The 21,221-nt window shown below is 63.5% G+C and carries 20 protein-coding genes; 16 read left to right on the top strand and 4 right to left on the bottom strand.

The genetic code is table 11. The features are described from left to right. Nucleotides 1-30: 30 nt before the first annotated feature. Nucleotides 31-432, bottom strand: coding sequence for a response regulator (locus tag ACOKS3_RS02195; RefSeq protein WP_103445985.1), 402 nt, complete (start codon nucleotides 430-432; stop codon nucleotides 31-33). Nucleotides 433-628: 196 nt separating this feature from the next. On the opposite strand from ACOKS3_RS02195, the gene gshB reads away from it, so the two are divergent. From gshB to ACOKS3_RS02125, 14 genes are all read left to right on the top strand, one after another. After that, nucleotides 629-1,582 (top strand): glutathione synthase, encoded by a 954-nt coding sequence (gene gshB, locus ACOKS3_RS02190; protein WP_422763798.1) that lies wholly within the window; start codon nucleotides 629-631, stop codon nucleotides 1,580-1,582. A gap of 91 nt (nucleotides 1,583-1,673) precedes the next feature. Next, nucleotides 1,674-2,573 carry an energy transducer TonB gene (locus tag ACOKS3_RS02185; protein ID WP_103445987.1) on the top strand — a complete coding sequence of 300 codons (900 nt, stop codon included), beginning with the start codon at nucleotides 1,674-1,676 and terminating at the stop codon, nucleotides 2,571-2,573. Nucleotides 2,574-2,705: 132 nt separating this feature from the next. Further along, nucleotides 2,706-3,275, top strand: a complete 570-nt coding sequence (locus ACOKS3_RS02180) for a YqgE/AlgH family protein (RefSeq protein ID WP_103445988.1) — start codon at nucleotides 2,706-2,708, stop codon at nucleotides 3,273-3,275. Then, on the top strand, nucleotides 3,275-3,700 hold the full coding sequence (ruvX, locus tag ACOKS3_RS02175; RefSeq protein WP_103445989.1) for a Holliday junction resolvase RuvX: 426 nt from the start codon (nucleotides 3,275-3,277) through the stop codon (nucleotides 3,698-3,700). The genes ACOKS3_RS02180 and ruvX overlap by 1 nt, the downstream gene beginning before the upstream one ends. A gap of 60 nt (nucleotides 3,701-3,760) precedes the next feature. Further along, the gene (gene pyrR / locus ACOKS3_RS02170) at nucleotides 3,761-4,279 is read left to right on the top strand and encodes a bifunctional pyr operon transcriptional regulator/uracil phosphoribosyltransferase PyrR (protein ID WP_103445990.1); all 519 of its coding nucleotides are present in this window, start codon (nucleotides 3,761-3,763) and stop codon (nucleotides 4,277-4,279) included. A 13-nt stretch (nucleotides 4,280-4,292) separates the two neighbouring features. Beyond that, nucleotides 4,293-5,297 (top strand): aspartate carbamoyltransferase catalytic subunit, encoded by a 1,005-nt coding sequence (locus ACOKS3_RS02165; protein ID WP_008099987.1) that lies wholly within the window; start codon nucleotides 4,293-4,295, stop codon nucleotides 5,295-5,297. Next, nucleotides 5,294-6,565 (top strand): dihydroorotase, encoded by a 1,272-nt coding sequence (locus ACOKS3_RS02160; RefSeq protein WP_422763799.1) that lies wholly within the window; start codon nucleotides 5,294-5,296, stop codon nucleotides 6,563-6,565. The genes ACOKS3_RS02165 and ACOKS3_RS02160 overlap by 4 nt, the downstream gene beginning before the upstream one ends. A gap of 212 nt (nucleotides 6,566-6,777) precedes the next feature. After that, on the top strand, nucleotides 6,778-7,308 hold the full coding sequence (gene hslV / locus ACOKS3_RS02155) for an ATP-dependent protease subunit HslV (protein WP_027920652.1): 531 nt from the start codon (nucleotides 6,778-6,780) through the stop codon (nucleotides 7,306-7,308). A gap of 76 nt (nucleotides 7,309-7,384) precedes the next feature. Then, a complete protein-coding gene (gene hslU, locus ACOKS3_RS02150; protein WP_103445992.1) occupies nucleotides 7,385-8,728 on the top strand; it encodes an ATP-dependent protease ATPase subunit HslU in 1,344 nt (447 codons plus the stop codon). 159 nt (nucleotides 8,729-8,887) lie between these two features. Further along, a complete protein-coding gene (locus tag ACOKS3_RS02145) occupies nucleotides 8,888-9,265 on the top strand; it encodes a gamma-butyrobetaine hydroxylase family protein (protein WP_103445993.1) in 378 nt (125 codons plus the stop codon). Between the two features lie 353 nt (nucleotides 9,266-9,618). Next, nucleotides 9,619-11,298, top strand: coding sequence for a class II poly(R)-hydroxyalkanoic acid synthase (phaC, locus tag ACOKS3_RS02140; RefSeq protein WP_422763800.1), 1,680 nt, complete (start codon nucleotides 9,619-9,621; stop codon nucleotides 11,296-11,298). A 63-nt stretch (nucleotides 11,299-11,361) separates the two neighbouring features. Beyond that, the gene (phaZ, locus tag ACOKS3_RS02135) at nucleotides 11,362-12,213 is read left to right on the top strand and encodes a poly(3-hydroxyalkanoate) depolymerase (RefSeq protein ID WP_103445995.1); all 852 of its coding nucleotides are present in this window, start codon (nucleotides 11,362-11,364) and stop codon (nucleotides 12,211-12,213) included. Between the two features lie 68 nt (nucleotides 12,214-12,281). Next, nucleotides 12,282-13,964 carry a class II poly(R)-hydroxyalkanoic acid synthase gene (phaC, locus tag ACOKS3_RS02130; RefSeq protein ID WP_422763801.1) on the top strand — a complete coding sequence of 561 codons (1,683 nt, stop codon included), beginning with the start codon at nucleotides 12,282-12,284 and terminating at the stop codon, nucleotides 13,962-13,964. A gap of 13 nt (nucleotides 13,965-13,977) precedes the next feature. After that, entirely contained in the window at nucleotides 13,978-14,592 is a 615-nt protein-coding gene (locus ACOKS3_RS02125) for a TetR/AcrR family transcriptional regulator (RefSeq protein ID WP_103445997.1), read from the top strand. Between the two features lie 67 nt (nucleotides 14,593-14,659). Here ACOKS3_RS02125 and ACOKS3_RS02120 read toward each other — a convergent pair whose 3' ends face one another. Both ACOKS3_RS02120 and ACOKS3_RS02115 read right to left on the bottom strand, forming a co-directional pair. Next, nucleotides 14,660-15,451: a phasin family protein gene (locus tag ACOKS3_RS02120; RefSeq protein ID WP_422763802.1), complete on the bottom strand. Its 792-nt coding sequence runs from the start codon at nucleotides 15,449-15,451 to the stop codon at nucleotides 14,660-14,662. A gap of 10 nt (nucleotides 15,452-15,461) precedes the next feature. Continuing rightward, on the bottom strand, nucleotides 15,462-15,881 hold the full coding sequence (locus tag ACOKS3_RS02115; RefSeq protein ID WP_103445999.1) for a phasin family protein: 420 nt from the start codon (nucleotides 15,879-15,881) through the stop codon (nucleotides 15,462-15,464). Between the two features lie 179 nt (nucleotides 15,882-16,060). Here ACOKS3_RS02115 and ACOKS3_RS02110 point away from each other — a divergent pair, with 179 nt between their 5' ends. Further along, complete coding sequence (locus ACOKS3_RS02110; protein WP_422763803.1) at nucleotides 16,061-20,026, top strand: hypothetical protein; 3,966 nt, start codon at nucleotides 16,061-16,063, stop codon at nucleotides 20,024-20,026. Beyond that, a complete protein-coding gene (locus ACOKS3_RS02105; RefSeq protein WP_422763804.1) occupies nucleotides 20,023-20,805 on the top strand; it encodes a hypothetical protein in 783 nt (260 codons plus the stop codon). Before ACOKS3_RS02110 ends, ACOKS3_RS02105 begins: the two co-directional genes overlap by 4 nt. 42 nt (nucleotides 20,806-20,847) lie before the next feature. On the opposite strand, the gene ACOKS3_RS02100 is transcribed toward ACOKS3_RS02105, so the two are convergent. Beyond that, nucleotides 20,848-21,123, bottom strand: coding sequence for a polyhydroxyalkanoic acid system family protein (locus tag ACOKS3_RS02100; protein WP_103446000.1), 276 nt, complete (start codon nucleotides 21,121-21,123; stop codon nucleotides 20,848-20,850). Between the last annotated feature and the right edge of the window lie 98 nt (nucleotides 21,124-21,221).

The following is a 21,221-nucleotide window of genomic DNA, read 5'->3' as shown; positions in this document are numbered from 1 at the left end:
GAAATTGAAGGCCGCGCCAGCGCGGCGCGGTCAGGGTGAGGATTGTTCGGGCGCGGCGAAACCAGGCACATGGGCCCTGATCGCGTCGAGCAGTTCTTCCTTGCTGAATGGTTTGGTCAGGAACTGGTCGGAGCCGACCACCCGGCCGCGGGCCTTGTCGAACAGGCCGTCGCGAGACGACAGGAGAATCACCGGGATGTCCTTGAAGGCACTGTTGTGCTTGATCACCGCGCAAGTCTGATAACCGTCCAGACGGGGCATCAGCACGTCGACGAAGATGATCTGTGGCTGGTGGTCGATGATCTTGGCCAGGGCATCGAAGCCGTCACTGGCGGTGATCACCTCGCAGCCCGCTTCGCCGAGCAACATCTGCGCGGTGCGGCGGATCGTGCGGGAATCGTCGATCACCATCACCTTCAGGGGCTGTTCCATAAGTCGCGCTACCATCGCTGCACTGTGTGGGCGGCAAGCCACGGATGGCTTGACGCTTGAAGCTGAGGGCATTTTTAGCACACTCCGCAGGCCCGTTCCATCTGCCACCCCCTTGACCCGCGGCGTTCACGGCGCCACCCTGAGCCACTTTTCTTTCGATTCACCGCGGCCACGGGCCGCCAAGAGGAACCACCCCATGAGCGTTCGCCTCGGCATTGTCATGGACCCGATCGCGTCCATCTCCTACAAGAAGGACAGCTCGCTGGCCATGCTGCTGGCCGCCCAGGCCCGTGGCTGGGAGCTGTTCTACATGGAGCAGCGCGACCTGTACCAGGGCGAAGGCAAGGCCCGCGCACGCATGCGCCCGCTGAAAGTGTTCGCCGACCCGGCACACTGGTTCGAGCTGGGCGAAGAGCAGGACAGCCCGCTGGCCGAGCTGAACGTGATCCTGATGCGCAAGGACCCACCGTTCGACATGGAGTTCGTCTACAGCACTTACCTGCTGGAGCAGGCCGAGAGCGAAGGCGTGTTGGTGGTGAACCGCCCGCAGAGCCTGCGTGACTGCAACGAAAAACTGTTCGCCACGCTGTTCCCTCAGTGCACCCCGCCTACTCTGGTCAGCCGTCGCCCGGACATCATCCGCGAATTTGCGGCTCAGCACGGTGACGTGATTCTCAAGCCGCTGGATGGCATGGGCGGCACGTCGATCTTCCGTCACCGGGTGGGCGACCCCAATCTGTCGGTGATCCTCGAGACCCTGACCGCCCTGGGTGCCCAGCAGATCATGGCGCAGGCCTACCTGCCGGCCATCAAGGACGGCGACAAACGCATCCTGATGATCGACGGCGAGCCAGTCGATTACTGCCTGGCCCGTATTCCGGCCAGTGGCGAGACCCGTGGCAACCTGGCTGCTGGTGGCCGCGGCGAAGCCCGCCCACTGACCGAGCGTGACCGCTGGATCGCCGCCCAGGTCGGCCCGTCCCTGCGTGAAAAGGGCCTGCTGTTCGTCGGCCTCGACGTGATCGGCGACTACCTCACCGAAATCAACGTCACCAGCCCAACCTGCATCCGCGAGATCGACGCGGCCTACAACACCGATATCGGTGGCAAGCTGATGGATGCCATTGATCGCCAGCTCAAGGCGCGCTGACCGCCGACGCGGAGCAAATGCGCGGAGTGGGGTATGATGCCGGTCCTTTTCGACTGAGCTGCTGCCCCGCCCTGCGGTTGCTGGATACCTGATGACGCTGCCTGCCGACATCCCTTCCGACCTGCTGCCACCGCGCGTTCGCCCGGTGGACCGGCTTGGCTTTACCCTGTTCCTGGCTGCCTTGGTGCACCTGGCGCTGATCCTTGGCGTCGGCTTTACCGTGGTCAAACCGGCGGAAATCCGCCAGACCATGGACATCACCCTGGCCACCTTCAAAAGCGAGAAAGCGCCGAAGAAGGCTGATTACCAGGCTCAGGCCAACCAGCAAGGCAGCGGTACCCTGGAAAAGAAAGCCGTGCCGACCACCACCGAGGTGGCGCCGTTCCAGGACACCAAGATCAACAAGGTCACCCCGCCGCCTGCGGCCAAGCCGGAGGTAGCACCACCGCCAGTGCCGGAGAAGTCCGCAGTGGCGACCAAGGCGCCGAAAGCGCAGAAGGTCGAGCCCAAGCCCAAGGAAAGCAAGCCAAAGCCGGCGGCGGCCACGCCGGACTTCGACAGTTCGCAACTGTCGAGCCAGATCGCCAGCCTTGAGGCAGAGCTTTCCAACGAACAGCAGATGTACGCCAAACGCCCGAAGATTCACCGCCTCAATGCGGCTTCGACCATGCGCGACAAGGGCGCCTGGTACAAGGAAGAGTGGCGCAAGAAGGTCGAGCGAGTAGGTAACCTGAACTACCCCGACGAGGCACGCCGGCAGCAGATTTACGGCAACTTGCGGATGATGGTGTCGATCAACCGCGATGGCTCGCTGTACGAGGTGCTGGTGCTGGAATCGTCCGGGCAGCCGGTGCTGGACCAGGCGGCCCAGCGCATCGTACGTCTGGCAGCACCGTTTGCGCCGTTTACCGGGGACCTGGCCGAGTTCGACCGGCTGGAGATCATCCGCACCTGGCGCTTTGCCCGTGGTGACCGTCTGTCCAGTAATTGAGTATTGACGCCGGGCTTGCCGGATGTGGTTGCGCTCGATCTCACAGGCGCCAAAACCCTCACGACAGGCCCCAACCAGACGACACAATTGCGCACCTTGTCAGCCTCGCCACCTAGCGCCACACTATCTCCCATGAAAATCCTCACCCCGAGCTACCTCAAGCATCAGTTCCTGATCGCCATGCCGCACATGGCCGATCCGAACTTCGCCCAGACCCTCACGTACATCGTCGAGCACAACGCCAATGGCGCCATGGGCCTGGTGGTCAACCGACCGCAGGAGCTGAACCTGGCCGACATTCTCGAGCAGTTGCGGCCAGACGAACTGCCGCCGGCCAGCACCTTGCAGGTGCCGATCTACCAGGGTGGCCCAGTGCAGACCGACCGTGGTTTCGTGCTGCACAGCAGCGAATGCAGCTTCCAGGCCACCGTGGCCCTGGAAGGGCTGTCGCTGACCACCTCGCAGGACGTGCTGCTGGCCATCGCCGCCGGAGTCGGGCCGAAACAAAGCCTCATCACGCTCGGCTATGCCGGCTGGGAAGCGGGCCAACTGGAAGCCGAACTGGCCGACAACGCCTGGCTCAACTGCCCGTTCGACCCAGAGATCATTTTCGGCCTGGCCAGCGACCTGCGCCTGGACGCCGCCGCCGCCAGCCTGGGGATCAACCTCAGCCTGCTGACCAGCCAGGCGGGGCACGCCTGATGAGCGAACTGCGTTTACTGCTGGGCTTCGACTACGGTACCAAACAGATCGGCGTGGCCGTGGGCCAAGTGGTGACCGGCCAAGCCCGCGAACTGTGCACCCTGAAGGCGCAAAACGGCGTGCCGGACTGGGCCCAGGTGGAAAAGCTCATCGCTGAATGGAAGCCCGACGCCATCGTCGTCGGCCTGCCGCTGAACATGGATGGCACACCGAGCGAAATGAGCGAGCGCGCGGAAAAGTTCGCCCGCCGCCTCAATGGCCGCTTCAACCTGCCGGTGCACACCCACGACGAACGCCTGACCACCTTCGAGGCCAAAGGTGAGCGCCTGGCGCGTGGCGGCCAGCGCGGCAGCTACCGTGACAACCCGGTCGACGCCATCGCCGCCGCCCTGCTGCTGCAAGGCTGGCTGGAGGCCAATACCTGATTTTTCCCGCGTTTACGTCGGGGCTATCACAACGCCTCCGGCGCCCCCAGGAGATACGCAATGAGCCTACCCAATCCCGCCGACCTGATCCGGCAGATGGCCGTCGACCTTCGCGCCCATCTGACCCGCCGCAACATCTCCGAGCCGCGCTTCATCGGCATCCGCACCGGCGGCGTCTGGGTTGCCCAGGCCCTGCAGGAGGAAATGGCCGACCAGAGCCCGCTCGGTACCCTGGACGTGTCGTTCTATCGTGATGATTTCAGCCAGAACGGCCTGCACCCGCAGGTACGCCCATCGGAGCTGCCGTTCGAGGTCGAAGGCCAGCACCTGGTGCTGATCGACGACGTGCTGATGAGCGGCCGCACCATTCGCGCCGCACTCAACGAACTGTTCGATTACGGCCGCCCGGCCAGTGTCACCCTGGTCTGCCTGCTCGACCTGGATGCCGGCGAACTGCCCATCCGCCCCAATGTACTCGGCGCCACCCTGTCACTGGCGGCCCATGAACGGGTAAAATTGACCGGACCCGCACCGCTCGCCCTCGAGCGCCAGGACCTCGCCACCGCTTCCGCCCTTTAAGAGTCCCCTCGCGATGACGCCAATCGACGCCAAGCGCCCGCTGCAGCTCAATGACCAGGGCCAGCTGCGCCACTTCCTCTCGCTCGACGGTTTGCCCCGCGAACTGCTCACCGAGATCCTCGACACCGCCGACTCGTTCCTCGAAGTCGGCGCACGGGCCGTGAAGAAAGTCCCGTTGCTGCGCGGCAAGACCGTGTGCAACGTGTTCTTCGAGAACTCGACCCGTACCCGCACAACCTTCGAGCTGGCCGCGCAGCGCCTGTCGGCCGACGTGATCAGCCTGAACGTGTCGACCTCCTCGACCAGCAAAGGCGAGACTCTGTTCGATACCCTGCGCAACCTCGAAGCCATGGCCGCCGACATGTTCGTCGTGCGCCACTCCGACTCCGGCGCCGCGCACTTCATCGCCGAGCATGTGTGCCCGGACGTCGCCGTGATCAACGGCGGTGACGGCCGCCACGCGCATCCGACCCAGGGCATGCTCGACATGCTGACCATCCGCCGCCACAAAGGCAGCTTCGAGAACCTCTCGGTGGCGATCGTCGGCGACATCCTGCACTCGCGCGTGGCCCGCTCCGACATGCTCGCGCTGAAGGCGCTGGGCTGTCCGGACATCCGCGTGATCGGCCCGAAAACCCTGATCCCGATCGGTATCGAGCAGTACGGCGTGAAGGTCTACACCGACCTCGCCGAAGGCCTCAAGGACGTCGACGTAGTGATCATGCTGCGCCTGCAGCGTGAGCGCATGGCCGGCGGCCTGCTGCCTAGCGAAGGCGAGTTCTACCGCCTGTTCGGCCTGACCACCGCACGCCTGGCCGGGGCCAAGCCCGACGCCATCGTCATGCACCCGGGGCCAATCAACCGCGGCGTGGAAATCGAATCGGCGGTGGCCGACGGCAAACACTCGGTGATTCTCAACCAGGTTACCTACGGCATCGCCGTACGCATGGCCGTGCTGTCCATGGCCATGAGCGGGCAGAACGCGCAACGTCAATTCGACCAGGAGAACGCCCAGTGACCATCAGTATTCTTGGCGCCCGAGTCATTGACCCTGCCAGCGGCCTGGACCAGGTCACCGACCTGCACCTGGACGGTGGGCGCATCGCCGCCATCGGCGCCGCCCCGGCCGGTTTCAGCGCCAGCCGCACGATCGAAGCTGACGGCCTGATCGCCGCACCCGGCCTGGTCGATCTCGGTGTCTCGCTGCGCGAGCCGGGCTACAGCCGCAAGGGCTCCATCGCCAGTGAAACCCGCGCCGCCGTGGCCGGTGGCGTAACCAGCCTGTGCTGCCCACCGCAGACCAAGCCTGTGCTGGATACTTCGGCAGTGGCCGAGCTGATCCTCGACCGCGCCCGCGAAGCGTCCAACAGCAAGGTCTACCCGATCGGCGCCCTGACCAAGGGCCTGGAAGGCGAGCAGCTGGCCGAACTGGTTGCCCTGCGCGACACCGGTTGCGTGGCCTTCGGCAACGGCCTGAAGGAAATCCCCAACAACCGTACCCTGGCCCGTGCCCTGGAGTACGCTGCTACCTTCGACCTGACCGTGGTGTTCCACTCTCAGGACCGTGACCTGGCGCAGGGCGGCCTGGCCCACGAGGGCGCCATGGCCAGCTTCCTCGGCCTGCCCGGCATCCCCGAGACCGCCGAAACCGTGGCCCTGGCGCGCAACCTGCTGCTGGTGGAACAGACAGGCGTGCGTGCGCACTTCACCCAGATCACCAGCGCCCGTGGCGCACGGCTGATCGAACAGGCCCAGCAGCTGGGCCTGCCGGTGACGGCCGACGTGGCACTGTATCAGCTGATCCTCACCGACGAGTCGCTGCGTGAGTTCTCCAGCCTGTACCACGTACAGCCGCCACTGCGCACCGCCGCCGACCGTGACGGCCTGCGCGCGGCAGTGAAGTCGGGCGTGATCCAGGCGATCTCCAGCCACCACCAACCCCACGAGCGCGATGCCAAGCTGGCCCCGTTCGGCGCCACCGAACCGGGTATCAGCAGCGTCGAACTGCTGCTGCCGCTGGCCATGACCCTGGTCGAGGACGGCCTGCTCGACCTGCCGACCCTGCTCGCCCGCCTGAGCAGCGGCCCGGCCAAGGCCATGCGCCTGCCGGCCGGTGAGCTGAAAGTCGGCGGCGCGGCCGACATGGTGCTGTTCGACGCCAAGGCCTCGACGATTGCCGGTGAGCAATGGCTGTCGCGCGGCGAAAACTGCCCGTTCATCGGCCACTGCCTGCCGGCGGCCGTGCGTTATACCTTGGTCGATGGGCACGTCTGCCACGAGGCCTGAGTAAAACCCTTCGCGGGCAAGCCCGCCCCCACAGGATCAGCGCAGGCCGTCGCCTTGCAAGCGTCCTGTGGGAGCGGGCTTGCCCGCGAAGGTGCCAGCACCAGTGTCCTTGCCAGGCGCGACCATTCATCCCCCGCGGTTGAAATCCTTCCCCCCACCCCCATATGAGTCTGCATCAGGCAATTTTGCCCCGCTGCGTGGAGACTCTCCCCTTGACCACCATCGTTTCTGTCCGCCGTAACGGCAAAGTCGTCATGGGCGGCGACGGCCAGGTATCCCTCGGCAACACCGTGATGAAAGGCAACGCCAAGAAGGTCCGTCGCCTGTACAACGGCGAAGTGATCGCCGGTTTCGCCGGTGCCACCGCCGACGCCTTCACCCTGTTCGAGCGCTTCGAAGCCCAGCTGCAGAAACACTCCGGCCACCTGGTGCGTGCCGCCGTCGAGCTGGCCAAGGAATGGCGTACCGACCGCTCCCTGAGCCGCCTGGAAGCCATGCTGGCGGTGGCCAACAAGGACGCATCGCTGATCATCACCGGCAACGGTGACGTGGTCGAACCGGAAGACGGCCTGATCGCCATGGGTTCCGGTGGCGGCTACGCCCAGGCCGCAGCCCGCGCCCTGCTGAACAAGACCGACCTGTCGGCCCGGGAAATCACCGAGGCCGCCCTGAACATCGCCGGCGACATCTGCGTGTTCACCAACCACAACCTGACCATCGAGGAGCAGGACCTGGCCGAGTGATCAGCTGTTCTGGCGCCCCATCCCGGCGGTGGGGCTTTTCCACGCTGACACATTCTGCTTCAGGACCGTATTGATCATGTCCATGACCCCCCGCGAGATCGTCCACGAACTCAACCGCCACATCATCGGCCAGGACGACGCCAAGCGTGCCGTCGCCATTGCCCTGCGCAACCGCTGGCGGCGGATGCAGCTCCCTGCCGAGCTGCGCGCCGAGGTGACCCCGAAGAACATCCTGATGATCGGCCCTACCGGCGTCGGCAAGACCGAAATCGCCCGCCGCTTGGCCAAGCTGGCCAACGCGCCGTTCCTCAAGGTCGAAGCCACCAAGTTCACCGAAGTGGGCTATGTCGGCCGTGACGTCGAGTCGATCATCCGTGACCTGGCCGATGCCGCGCTGAAGATGCTGCGCGAGCAGGAAATCGTCCGTGTGCGCCACCGCGCCGAAGACGCCGCCGAAGACCGCATCCTCGATGCCCTGCTGCCGCAGGCGCGGGTCAGCAGCTTCAGCGAGGAAGCCGCACAGACCAGCAGCGACTCCAATACCCGCCAGCTGTTCCGCAAGCGCCTGCGCGAAGGCCAGCTGGACGACAAGGAAATCGAAATCGAAGTGGCCGAGAACATGGGCGTCGAAATCGCCGCGCCACCCGGCATGGAAGAGATGACCAACCAGCTGCAGAGCCTGTTTGCCAACATGGGCAAAGGCAAGCGCAAGGCTCGCAAGCTGAAGGTCAAGGACGCGCTGAAGATGGTGCGCGACGAAGAAGCCGGCCGCCTGGTCAACGAGGAAGAACTCAAGGCCAAGGCACTGGAAGCGGTCGAGCAGCACGGTATCGTGTTCATCGACGAAATCGACAAGGTGGCCAAGCGTGGCAATGTCGGCGGTGCCGATGTATCCCGTGAAGGCGTGCAGCGCGACCTGCTGCCGCTGATCGAAGGCTGTACCGTCAACACCAAGCTGGGCATGGTCAAGACCGACCACATCCTGTTCATCGCTTCCGGTGCGTTCCACCTGAGCAAGCCGAGCGACCTGGTGCCAGAACTGCAGGGCCGTCTGCCGATCCGAGTCGAACTGAAAGCGCTGACCCCGGAAGATTTCGAGCGAATCCTCAAAGAGCCGCACGCTTCGCTGACCGAGCAATACAGTGCGCTGCTCAAGACCGAAGGCCTGAACATCGAGTTCGCCGCCGACGGCATCAAGCGCTTGGCCGAGATTGCCTATCAGGTAAACGAGAAGACCGAGAACATCGGTGCCCGCCGCCTGCACACCCTGCTCGAGCGCCTGCTCGAAGAGGTGTCGTTCAGTGCCGGTGACCTGGCCAGCACCCACGACGAAACACCGATCCACATCGATGCGGCGTATGTGAACGGCCACCTCGGTGAGCTGGCGCAGAACGAAGACCTGTCGCGCTACATCCTGTAAGACCGCGTCAACCTCTTCGCGGGACAAGCCCGCTCCTACTGCACAGTGCTTGAAGACTGCGCGATAACTGTAGGAGCGGGCTTGTCCCGCGAAAGGGCCCTTGAATCCCACCACCGGAAGCTGGAAGCTTGCACCATCAGATCCCGAGAGATTCCAGCCATGGCCCGCCTGCCCACCGCCATCAATCTGCACAAAGCCTCCAAGACCCTCAGCCTCACCTACGCCCCCGGCGAGGTGTACCAGCTGCCCGCCGAGTTCCTGCGGGTGCACTCCCCTTCCGCCGAGGTTCAAGGCCACGGCAACCCCATCCTGCAATTCGGCAAGATCAATGTCGGCCTCATCGGCCTGGAGCCTGCCGGCCAATATGCACTGAAACTGACCTTCGACGACGGCCATGACAGCGGCCTGTTCACCTGGGAATACCTCGAGCAGCTGTGCCTGCGCCAGGAGCAGCTGTGGGCCGAGTACCTCGACGAGTTGCACAAGGCCGGCAAGTCCCGTGACCCGGCGGAATCGGTGGTCAAACTCATGCTCTAGCTCAAGCCTTCCAGGCTTTAGAGCGCATTTTCTAATCTCATCTGTTTGAATGCCTTACAGACAACTCTTAAACGGGTTGTCTTGCGCATTACATGAAAGTCGGGTAACCAATGGAGCTGGCAAGTTCCCTGCATCGCCTTGAAGGCAATCAGGCACTGGCCGGTATGTAGAGGTCGCGAGCGAAAGCAGGCTGTCTTCACACGCAGAATCCCCCGCAGCTCATCGCCGAATGCATCCGGCCTGCAGCACCGCTGTTCCTTATCACTGGTCACCCGAGTAACAGTACCGGGCTGTCCGCTGTGCAATGCGCCACAGCAATCCGGTACTCGTCTCAGGACAACGGAGCGTCGTAGATGAGTAACAAGAACAACGATGAGTTGCAGCGGCAGGCCTCGGAAAACACCCTGGGGCTGAACCCGGTCATCGGCATCCGCCGCAAGGACCTGCTGAGCTCTGCGCGTACCGTGCTGCGTCAGGCCGTGCGCCAGCCGCTGCACAGTGCCAAACATGTGGCGCACTTCGGCCTGGAGCTGAAGAACGTCCTGCTGGGCAAATCCAGCCTCGCCCCGGCAGGTGACGACCGTCGCTTCCAGGACCCGGCCTGGAGCAAGAACCCGCTGTACCGCCGCTACCTGCAAACCTACCTGGCCTGGCGCAAGGAACTGCAGGAGTGGATCGGCAACAGTGACCTGTCGCCCCAGGACATCGCCCGCGGCCAGTTCGTCATCAACCTGATGACCGAGGCCATGGCGCCGAGCAACACCCTGTCCAACCCGGCGGCGGTCAAACGCTTCTTCGAAACCGGCGGCAAGAGCCTGCTGGACGGCCTGTCCAACCTGGCCAAGGACGTGGTCAACAATGGCGGCATGCCCAGCCAGGTCAACATGGAAGCGTTCGAGGTCGGCAAGAACCTCGGTACTAGCGAAGGCGCCGTGGTCTACCGCAACGATGTGCTGGAGCTGATCCAGTACAGCCCCATCACCGAGCAAGTGCATGCCCGCCCGCTGCTGGTGGTCCCGCCGCAGATCAACAAGTTCTACGTCTTCGACCTGAGCCCGGAGAAGAGCCTGGCGCGCTTCTGCCTGCGCTCGCAGCAGCAGACCTTCATCATCAGCTGGCGCAACCCGACCAAGGCCCAGCGCGAGTGGGGCCTGTCGACCTACATCGATGCCTTGAAGGAAGCGGTCGATGCGGTCCTGGCAATCACCGGCAGCAAAGACCTGAACATGCTCGGTGCCTGCTCCGGTGGCATCACCTGCACCGCCCTGGTCGGCCACTACGCCGCGCTGGGTGAGCAGAAGGTCAATGCCCTGACCCTGCTGGTCAGCGTGCTGGACACCACCCTGGACACCGAGGTGGCACTGTTCGTCGACGAACAGACGCTGGAGGCCGCCAAGCGTCACTCCTACCAGTCCGGGGTGCTCGAAGGCAGCGACATGACCAAGGTGTTCGCCTGGATGCGCCCCAACGACCTGATCTGGAACTACTGGGTCAACAACTACCTGCTCGGCAACGAGCCACCGGTATTCGACATCCTGTTCTGGAACAATGACACCACGCGCTTGCCAGCCGCCTTCCACGGCGACCTGATCGAACTGTTCAAGAACAACCCGCTGACCCGCGCGGATGCCCTGGAAGTGTGCGGCACTGCCATCGACCTGAAGAAAGTCCAGTGCGACATCTTCAGTGTCGCCGGCACTTCCGACCACATCACCCCGTGGCAATCGTGCTACCGCTCGGCGCACCTGTTCGGCGGCAAGATCGAGTTCGTGCTGTCCAACAGCGGCCACATCCAGAGCATCCTCAATCCGCCAGGCAACCCCAAGGCCCGCTTCATGACCGGCGCCGACCGCCCGGGCGACCCGGTGGCCTGGCAGGATAACGCCGAAAAGCATGCCGACTCCTGGTGGCTACACTGGCAGACCTGGCTGGGCGAACGCGCCGGCGAGCTGAAAAAGGCACCGACGCGCCTGGGCAACCGCGCCTATACCGCTGGCGAGGCTGCACCGGGGACTTACGTCCACGAGCGCTGAGTCACAATGCCGTGGCCGCTTGGAGCGTGCCACGGTACATTTTCAAGCCACAGAGCCACGCGCATGCCGCTACCCTACATCTTCCGGACCGTCGAGCTGGACGACCAATCCATCCGTACCGCGGTGCGCCCGGGCAAGCCGCATCTGACGCCGTTGCTGATCTTCAACGGCATCGGCGCCAACCTGGAGCTGGTGTTCCCGTTCATCGAGGCACTGGACCCGGACCTGGAAGTCATCGCCTTCGACGTCCCGGGCGTGGGCGGCTCGTCCACGCCACGCCACCCTTACCGCTTTCCAGGCCTGGCCAAGCTGACGGCGCGCATGCTCGACTATCTGGACTACGGCCAGGTCAATGTCATCGGCGTTTCCTGGGGCGGCGCCCTGGCCCAGCAGTTCGCCCATGACTACCCCGAGCGCTGCAAGAAGCTGGTGCTGGCAGCCACGGCGGCGGGGGCGGTGATGGTGCCCGGCAAGCCCAAGGTGCTGTGGATGATGGCCAGCCCCAGGCGCTACGTGCAGCCATCGCACGTGATCCGCATCGCGCCGCTGATCTATGGCGGCGGTTTTCGCCGCGACCCGGAGCTGGCCATGCACCACGCCGCCAAGGTGCGCTCCGGCGGCAAGATGGGCTACTACTGGCAACTGTTCGCCGGGCTGGGCTGGACCAGCATCCATTGGCTGCACAAGATCCAGCAACCGACCCTGGTGCTGGCCGGCGACGACGACCCGCTGATCCCGCTGATCAACATGCGCCTGCTGGCCTGGCGAATTCCCAATGCCCAGCTACACATTATCGACGACGGTCATCTGTTCCTGATCACCCGGGCCGAGGCCGTCGCCCCCATCATCATGAAGTTTCTCCAGCAAGAACGTCAGCGCGCGGTCATGCACCCCAGTCCGGCCTCTGGTGGCTGAATTGTTGCTTGCTGTTGCACGAGCACGACTGATGAGTACCACCGTGGCCTGACAAGGGAGTTGTTGCCATGAAAGAAAAACCGGCCAAAGGAACGTCAACGCTCCCTGCCACCAGCATGAACGTGCAGAACGCCATCCTCGGTGTGCGCGGCCGCGACCTGATCTCCACCTTGCGCAGTGTTGGCCGCCATAGCCTGCTCAATCCACTGCACACCGCCCGTCACCTGTTGACATTTGGCGGCCAGCTCGGCCGGGTGATGCTCGGCGACACGCCTTATCAGCCGAGCGCGCGTGATGCCCGTTTCAACGATCCTACGTGGAGCCAGAACCCGTTCTACCGGCGCAGCCTGCAGGCCTATCTGGCCTGGCAGAAACAGACCCGCCTGTGGATCGAGGAAAGCCACCTGAACGACGATGACCGGGCCCGTGCACACTTTCTGTTCACCCTGATCAACGACGCCCTGGCACCGAGCAACTCGCTGCTCAACCCACTGGCGGTCAAGGAACTGTTCAACACTGGCGGGCAGAGCCTGGTGCGTGGCGTCGCCCACCTGCTCGACGATTTGCGCCACAACGACGGCCTGCCGCGCCAGGTCGACGAGCGCGCCTTCGAAGTGGGCGGCAACCTGGCCGCCACGCCCGGCGCCGTGGTGTTGCGCAACGATCTGCTAGAGCTGATCCAGTACAAGCCGATGAGCGAAAAACAGTACGCCCGGCCCGTGCTGGTGGTGCCGCCGCAAATCAACAAGTACTACATTTTCGACCTGCAGCCGAGCAACAGCTACGTCCAGTACATGCTCAAGAATGGCCTGCAGGTGTTCATGGTCAGCTGGCGCAACCCCGACCCACGCCACCGCGAGTGGGGCCTGTCGAGCTATGTGCAGGCCCTGGAAGAAGCACTCAACGCCTGCCGCAGCATCAGCGGCAGCCGCGACCCGAACCTGATGGGCGCCTGCGCCGGCGGCCTGACCATGGCCGCACTGCAAGGCCACCTGCAGGCCAAGCACCAGCTGCGCCGGGTACGCAGCGCCACTTACCTGGTCAGCCTGCTCGACAGCAAGTTCGACGGCCCGGCCAGCCTGTTCGCCGACGAACAGACCATCGAGGCCGCCAAGCGTCGCTCGTACCAGCGTGGTGTGCTGGACGGTGGCGAGGTGGCGCGGATCTTCGCCTGGATGCGGCCCAACGACTTGATCTGGAACTACTGGGTCAACAACTACCTGCTCGGCAAGACCCCGCCGGCCTTCGACATTCTCTACTGGAACGCCGACAGCACTCGCCTTCCGGCCGCGCTGCACGGCGACTTGCTGGACTTCTTCAAGGTCAACCCACTGACCCGCGCCGCGGGCCTGGAAGTGTGCGGCACCCCCATCGATCTCAAACAGGTGGACCTCGACAGCTTCACCGTGGCCGGCAGCAACGATCACATCACGCCGTGGGACGCGGTGTACCGCTCGGCCTTGCTGCTCGGTGGCGACCGACAGTTCGTGCTGGCCAACAGCGGGCACATCCAGAGCATCATCAACCCACCCGGTAACCCCAAGGCGTACTACCTGGAAAACCCCAAGCTCTCGAGCGACCCACGCGCCTGGTTCCATGACGCACAGCGCCGCGAAGGCAGCTGGTGGCCGTTGTGGCTGGAGTGGATCACGCCGCGCTCCGGCCCGCTCAAGGCGCCACGCACGGAACTGGGCAACACCACCTATCCACCGCTGGGCCCTGCGCCAGGCACCTATGTCCTGACCCGATGAGCGCCACGACTGGATGAAGACCCGCGACCGTATCCTCGAATGCGCCCTGCAGCTGTTCAACTTGCAGGGCGAGCCGAATGTCTCGACCCTGGAGATTGCCAACGAACTGGGTATCAGCCCAGGCAACCTGTACTACCACTTCCACGGCAAGGAGCCCTTGATCCACGGGCTGTTCGACCGCTTCGAGGAAGCGCTGATGCCGCTGCTCGACCCTCCGCTGGAGGTGCGCCTGGAGGCCGAGGACTACTGGCTGTTCCTGCACTTGATCGTCGAGCGCATGGCGCAGTACCGCTTTCTGTTCCAGGACCTGTCCAACCTGACCGGGCGCCTGCCGAAGCTGGCACGGGGCATGCGCAGCCTGATCAACGCGCTCAAGCGCACGCTGGCGGCATTGCTGGCCAGCCTCAAGGGCCAAGGGCAGGTGGTCAGTGAGACGCGGGCATTGGGGCAACTGGTGGAGCAGATCACCCTGACCTTGATGTTCTCGCTGGACTACCAACGGGTGCTGGGGCGCGAGGGCGATGTGGGGATCGTGGTGTATCAGGTGATGATGCTGGTGGCGCCGCATCTTCAGGTGCAGGCACGGGCGGCGGCCGAGGAGTTGGCGGTGAGGTATCTGGAGGGATAGATCTGACAGCTCGATGGCGCGCCCTTCGCGGGACAAGCCCGCTCCCGCGAAGGGCATTACACCGCTATCAGAGCAGAGAGCCGGTGCTGGCCGGAGCCGAAGGCGGGTTGCTCGCTGGGGCCGCAGTAGGCGCCGGAGCGGCGGTAGCGGCCGGCGCGGCGCTGGCCGCTGGTGCTGCCGGCTTGGCGGCTGCCGGTTTGGCCGGGGCCTTCTTCACTGCCGGCTTCTTCGCTGCGGCAGGCTTGGCAGCCGGTTTCGCCGCGGGCTTGGCCGCTGCAGTCTTGGCAGCCGGTTTCGCCGCTGCTGGTTTGGCCGCTGCTGGTTTGGCTGCTGCCGGTTTGGCTGCTGCCGGTTTGGCTGCTGCGGTTTTTGCCGCTGGCTTGGCCAATGGTTTGGCCGCTGCCTTGCTCGCTGCCGGCTTGGCCGCTGCGGAGCGCGAGGAGATCGGGGTAACCGATGCGCCGGTCAGTTTCTCGATCTGCTTGGTCAGGCTGTCGACCTGCTGATGCAGGGCCTTGATCTCGTTGCGGCTCGGTACACCCAGGCGCGAAATGGCACTGTTCAGGCGCTTGTCGAAGGCCTCTTCGAGTTCGCTCCACTTGCCCAAAGCACGGTCCTTCACGCCCGATACGCGCGAAGTGGTCGAGGACTTGGCGGTTTCAGCCACGTCTTCAGCTGTCTTCTTCGCTTGCTTCTCAGCCTTCTCGCCATCTTTCACCAGCGAGTCGAACAGCTTCGGGCCGTCCTGGTCGACTTTCGAATAGATACCCAGCCCCGCCAGCCAGATCTTGCGGGAATACTTCTCGATCCCGCCGATCCAGGAGCTGCCTTCTTTGTCGGAATTCTTCTTGCCAGCCATCCTGCTCTCCTTATGGTTTGTGCGCGACGCGCTCGAGCAGCTCATGCAGCTGTTCAAGCTTGATGGATAACGCCTCAACGTCATGTTTAGACGGAATGCCAAGGCGATTCAAGGCGCGACCTACCCGTGCGTCGAAAGCTCTTTCGATCTTGTCGAGTTGAATTTCGACCTTGCCGCGTACGCGGCTGACTTCTTCACCCGCTTCGTCGAGCTGGTGGTTGGCGGCATCGAGCTCTTTGTCGATGCGCTGCTTGCCGCGTTTCTCGACGCCTTCGCCGGCCTTGACCAGCTCCTTGAAGTAGTCGGAGCCTTCCTGGCCAACACGGGCGTAGGCGCCGATACCGGCCAGCCAGATCTTGCGTGCATAGCCACGCACCTCGCCAAGCGTGCCCAGGGCTTCGTCTTTTTTCTTCACAATCACTTTGGCCATGCTGTATACCTCATGTTCATGAGTGGAGGAAAAACCGCCCATGGAGGTTGGGCTTGTGCACACGGTAGGCAAATAAATTAGAAACCTCACCCTAAGCTCACGGCGGCCACATTCATGTACCGCCGTCCATCCGCGCAGGTGCCCTAGCGTGCAGGCTTTCACCTGATCGGAGCCTCACCATGAGCGACATGCTGCAAAGCCCAACCTTCAGACAATCCATCGCAAATTGCTTTGCCAAGCGGCCGCGCTTGCGAGAAGTGTTGTCTCGCGAGGGTTACGACCTCCTCGTCGATCACTACCCGTGGATCCGTCACAACCACCCACAACTGTCTTCCCTGGACCTGTTTGTCGTCCTCTCCCCTGCCGAAGATGGCAACTCGCCAGGACAACGCCAACTGATTGATGTGTTGCTGGCGCATTTCCTGGCGCGCACCCCAATGCAGCTGAAGGAAACAGACCAGCTGAGCATTGCCCCGCCACAGGTTTTTCGTGCACAGGAAAGCGCCGATGACAGCGCTTCGAAGCCGGAAATCAACCTGGACATGGCAAGACTCAACAGCGTTTTCGACGACCTCCTCAGCACCCTTGTCGAAGCCTTCCAGCAAGCCCAGGTCAGCTTCTGGAGCGGCTACGACGACGACAGCCAGGTACCCCGGCTGCGCTGGGTCGAGCAGACCATCAAAGCCGCTTTGTCAGTCAACGTGCAGCGCCAAGGGCTGCGCGACGACGAAAAATCGGTGCTTTACGAAATGCTCGCGGGCACTACTGATGGGTTGTCGATCAATACCCTGCAGATCACGCTGGAAAACGACGGAAACACTTTTCATCCGCCACTGCCCACCCTGCTGCTGACAGCCACGCGGGGCATAGCCAATCGGGTGCTGGCCTGCAAGTCGTCCGGCGTCATTTGCAGTTACAAGGACTTGCCTGCGTTCAGTGCCGCGCTGCAGGCCGAACTGGCCGACCGATACCGCTTCCGCACGCTCCATTGGGCCCGCTCGCCTGCAGGCGAAAGCCCCTTTGCCCTGCAGGCCACTGAAATTCTCAACGTCATCCTTGACGACATCAGGCGCCTGCGGGTGACCGGCCTGCCCTCTGTCACCGAGCTAGAGGCGAATTTCGCTCGCGTCAGCGACCCATCACCCCACTTTCTCGACCAAGCTTGCCAGGTCGATGGCCTACCATCCATCAAGCTGCCTGGCTGGCTGGTGAATGCAAAGCCCGGGGAGCGCTTCGACTATCATGCGGCGTTGCTCGACCTGGCCGCCAGCCAGGGGCAATTCAAGGGAACCACCTCGCTGGGCGATATCGACTCGATAAGCCGCTACGCCAGCCGACGCTTGCGTGAGCAGTTGCAGATGGCACATCAAGGCAAGGCAACGTGCAATCCGGATGCGCTGCTCATCAGCATTTCCGAAAGGCTCGAAGGGTCTAGCCCGACAGCACCACAGAGCCTGTTCCTAAGGGACGAAACCCTGACCGAGCTGGCCATTTCCCGGCTGGGCTCCAATGAAGTGGCAACCCGCATCAGCAACGCCGACGGCACACCCTACCAAGCTGGGCTCACGCTTGAGGACATCGAGTCGCTGATCCTCAAGGCTGACATCGGCGGCAGCTACCCGAAGTACGTGAACGACATGGTCAACGCCCAGCCACGCAGGGCTGCACGTATCAGCCAGTTTGCCCGTGAATGGCGCAGCCAGCTGCGGTTCAGCACGCTCAAGGCCGGCTGCGAGGGGCAACTGGACGAAGCCACCCGCAAGGCGCTTCTCGATGCCTGTAGCAATGCCGACGACAACGCCCCAGGGCCACGCTTCGCCCCGCTGGCCTTTCTCTGCGCACCGGGGGCCACAACCGCCGATCGTGCGCACGGCATGTACCTCATCGACCTGCCAGAGCGCACTGGCTGGCTGTTGTACCGCCCGTTCTATGAGAACAACACCCTGCTGCAATTCGCCACCCTGGAGACGCTGATGGCGGCCCTGCGCAGCAAAGGTGAACTGCAGCAGAGCGTGCTCGACTGGCTGGGTAATGACGTCCGGGCTGTTTACGAAAACGACGGTTTCATCCGCCCGCATCTGCATCCCGGGCTGTCGAACATCGCCCACTTGCTGGGCGTCGATTCCGCGCTGGTCGACACCGTGCTGGACAAGCTCAAGCAGCCGGTAACGATCACATTCGCGGCTTGGGACGACGACCTCGACCGGCACCTGTTCGATGCCAGGGTCCAAGCCATGTTACAGGCGGCGTCCACAAACAGCGTCTCCAATGCCCAGGAAAAATGGGCACTGGTGAAGCAGGCGGCCTGGGCGCTGTTCAATACGCTGACGCTGTTCTGGCATGGCCCCCTCGCCAGTCTTGTGTGGCTGGTGCTGGCGGTCTCGGCAGCCAAGGATGATGTGTCGGCATTGCTCAAGGGCACGGACGAAGACCGCATTCTGGCGGTCACCGACCTGCTCACCAACCTGGCCATGCTCCTGGCGCACGGCGCAACGCACGCTCCTGCGCCCACTGTCGAGCCGCTGGCACCGCCGCGTTTCGCGCAACCGCCCGAGCGGCTATTCAACGAGGCGCCGTCCAGCGCACCACCCACAGAGCGTGACTGGGCAGCCCCTGATGCCAGCACTCGGCCTGGGTATGCCTATGCCAGCAGCTGGCGCAACAACCAAAGGCTGGGCAACCTGTCGACGGAGCGACGCCAGGCACTGGTCAGGCTGCAGGCCCGGCAGTCGCTCGCAGGCCTGACGCCCTTGAGCGAGGGGCGCCTGCGAGGGCTGTACGAGGTTGCGCAGCGTTACTACGTGAAGTTGGACGAGGCGGTTTTCGAGGTGCAGGAAACCTGGGGCGGTGTGCAGGTAATTGGCCCGGACCAGAGCCAGGATGAATGGGTATCGCAATGGCAAGGGAGCGCGGACGGCTACCACATCGTCGGGCGTGAGCGCAGTAAAGGCCCCTGGCTGACCCGCTGGAACGGCGAGTGGTCGCTGGACCTGAGCCTGGCTGGCGGCATGCCAAGAAACCGCCAGGCCATCACCGCCGAGAACCGGCAGGCGTTCGATCAGATGCGTACCAGTACCCTGGCCAATCAGCAGGAACTGGCCAAGCTCGAGCCGCTGCTGGAAAAGGCCCAGAAGCGGCTGAAGCCCTATGACGAACTGGCCAAGGCTTTCACCGACGCCTTCAAGGCACTCCCGGCTGACGCGCGCTCGTCATTGCCCGCAACACTCCAGCAACAACGCCAGCAACTGTTGGACCTGCGCAAGACGCAACTGCCACATCTCAGGCTGGCAAGCCTGTATCTGGAAAAACAAGGTGTTTTCCTGCACGCCAACGCGGCCTTGTTCAAGCAGATGCTCGAACCACGCTTTCTCAAGTTCGACCGTGGCAATGTCATTCAACGCAGGCTCAACGACTGGACCGAAACCTGCATCGACAACGACATGTTGCTGATGCGGCGCCTGCTGGAGCTTCCCGACCACGAACGCTTGAAGGAACTGGCCCAAGGGTTGCGCAAGCAGCCGGTAGATGAGGTACAGATACGCAACTACATCGTGTTCCGTGAAGCCACCCGCGACGCACTGGCCGTCAGCCGACGCCTGCTCAAGACCAGTGAACGGCTGGACAAGACACTGGCAGCAGCGCTCGATAACAGCCAGGTCGACTTCCAGAAAAAAAAAGCCAAGATCGACAAAGCCATCAAGACGCGCCCTTATTCGACATTGATCATCCGTGCGCAAATGCTGAGCGACCTGGCGTACCTCACGCTGGACAAGACCTTGCTCAGCGCCGAATCGGCGGCCGAGCTGCTGCCGTTGCAGGGCGCCCTTAGCGACAACGCGCTGTCTACCACCTTCTGGACCCATGATGGTCTGGCCGCCGCCAACCTGCCGGTCGAGCAACAGGCCGAGGTGCTGAACAACGCCCTGCGCGACTACCGGCGCACGCTTGGCAAAGCTCACTACCTGCAGTCGTTCGACGAAGTGGCCATCGATAGCCCCGTCCTGGCTGAGTTCACGCAGGCGATGGATACCTTGATCGACCTGACCGAAACCGAACTGGACGGGGTCGTCAAAAGCATCGAAAGCGGCGTTGCCTCGCCCCCCGCCCCGTCACTCATCGCGTCAAGGCCGGCAAACGCACCTTGATTCGCACCTCGAAGGGGCACTCGGTGCTGGTGGAGCGTGAGCAGGAGGACAATCTGGCGGTTCAACTCAATCCGATCACCGAGCAACCGGCTGGCCGCTATGAGCTACGCGAGGGTGTCTGGTACGAAATCCCCGCCCAGAATGCCCAACCGGGGGTTCCGGACCGAGCCGAGCAGCGCTATCGCGCGAAGCGTCTGCTGGAGCGAAAGGACGAACGGATCAGGCTCGCCAAACTGTATACCAACGAGCCCAATAGCCTCAGGGACTTGTTGGACTGGCAGACCCAGGACATGCGCGAGGTGTCTGAGCAACTGGCAACTAGCGATACGCCGAAGGACATCAATTTGGCCAGCCAACTGGACCTGGCCATCCTGACGATTACGGCAGAAAAGCAGCGCCTGCTCACCGAGGCCTACCTGAAGACCCGCCACCCGGACGGCGAAGCTCTACGTTACCTGAATGAACAGAAGCGCCTGCAGATCAGCCGTACCACCACGCGCAAGGCCCTGAGCAAACCCGGCGACTACCTCGACGTGTACCAGATCAGGGACACCGAGGCGGCGCAAACGGTGCTCTGGGAAGCCCACTTCCACTACCGCAGCGCAGAGGCACCGGCCCGGGACTTCGCCAAGGGTCACCTGAAATTCTGGGAGCCGCGTGGCAAGGACCGTGAGGCGCGGATGGAAGAAGCCAGCAGCGCTGCAGAGCGCTTGCAGGTCTACCGTGGCGACCTGCGCCTGGAGCAGGTGGACGGGGTGATTCCGTTCCCTGACCAGTAAACTACGCCCTTGCCAGCGACAGCCCGGGCGTCAGCCCGGGCGTCAGGCCAGGGCCTTGTCCAGCGCCCGCTCGATCTCGCCCTTGATGGTAGCGCTCATCATCGACAGCATCATGCCCAGTTTCAGTTCCACGCGGATGCTGTCGTCACCGATGTGCACGCTGCCATTGGCGCCGCTGCGGGCCACATCGACGCGGTCACCGTTCCAGGTGGCCTTGAGGTCGTACTCGCGGCTGAGCTTGTCGACCAGAGCTTCGGCCTTGGCGCGCGCGGCATCGCGGCCGAGGGAGTGTTTGCGTTCGACGCTGATCTGGGTCATGCGGGTGTTCCTGGGTATGTAGACATAATCTGCATTATGCCCGCCCCTGCACCAAGGCACACCCCGCCAAGACAAATCCGCCCATTCGCCCTAGAATG

Origin of the sequence: Pseudomonas sp. HS6-2 (assembly GCF_049325675.2) — a bacterium.
Taxonomy (GTDB): domain Bacteria; phylum Pseudomonadota; class Gammaproteobacteria; order Pseudomonadales; family Pseudomonadaceae; genus Aquipseudomonas; species Aquipseudomonas putida_N.
The sequence above is the reverse complement of the archived record's forward strand: the minus strand, read 5'-3'. Positions and strand labels throughout refer to the sequence as shown.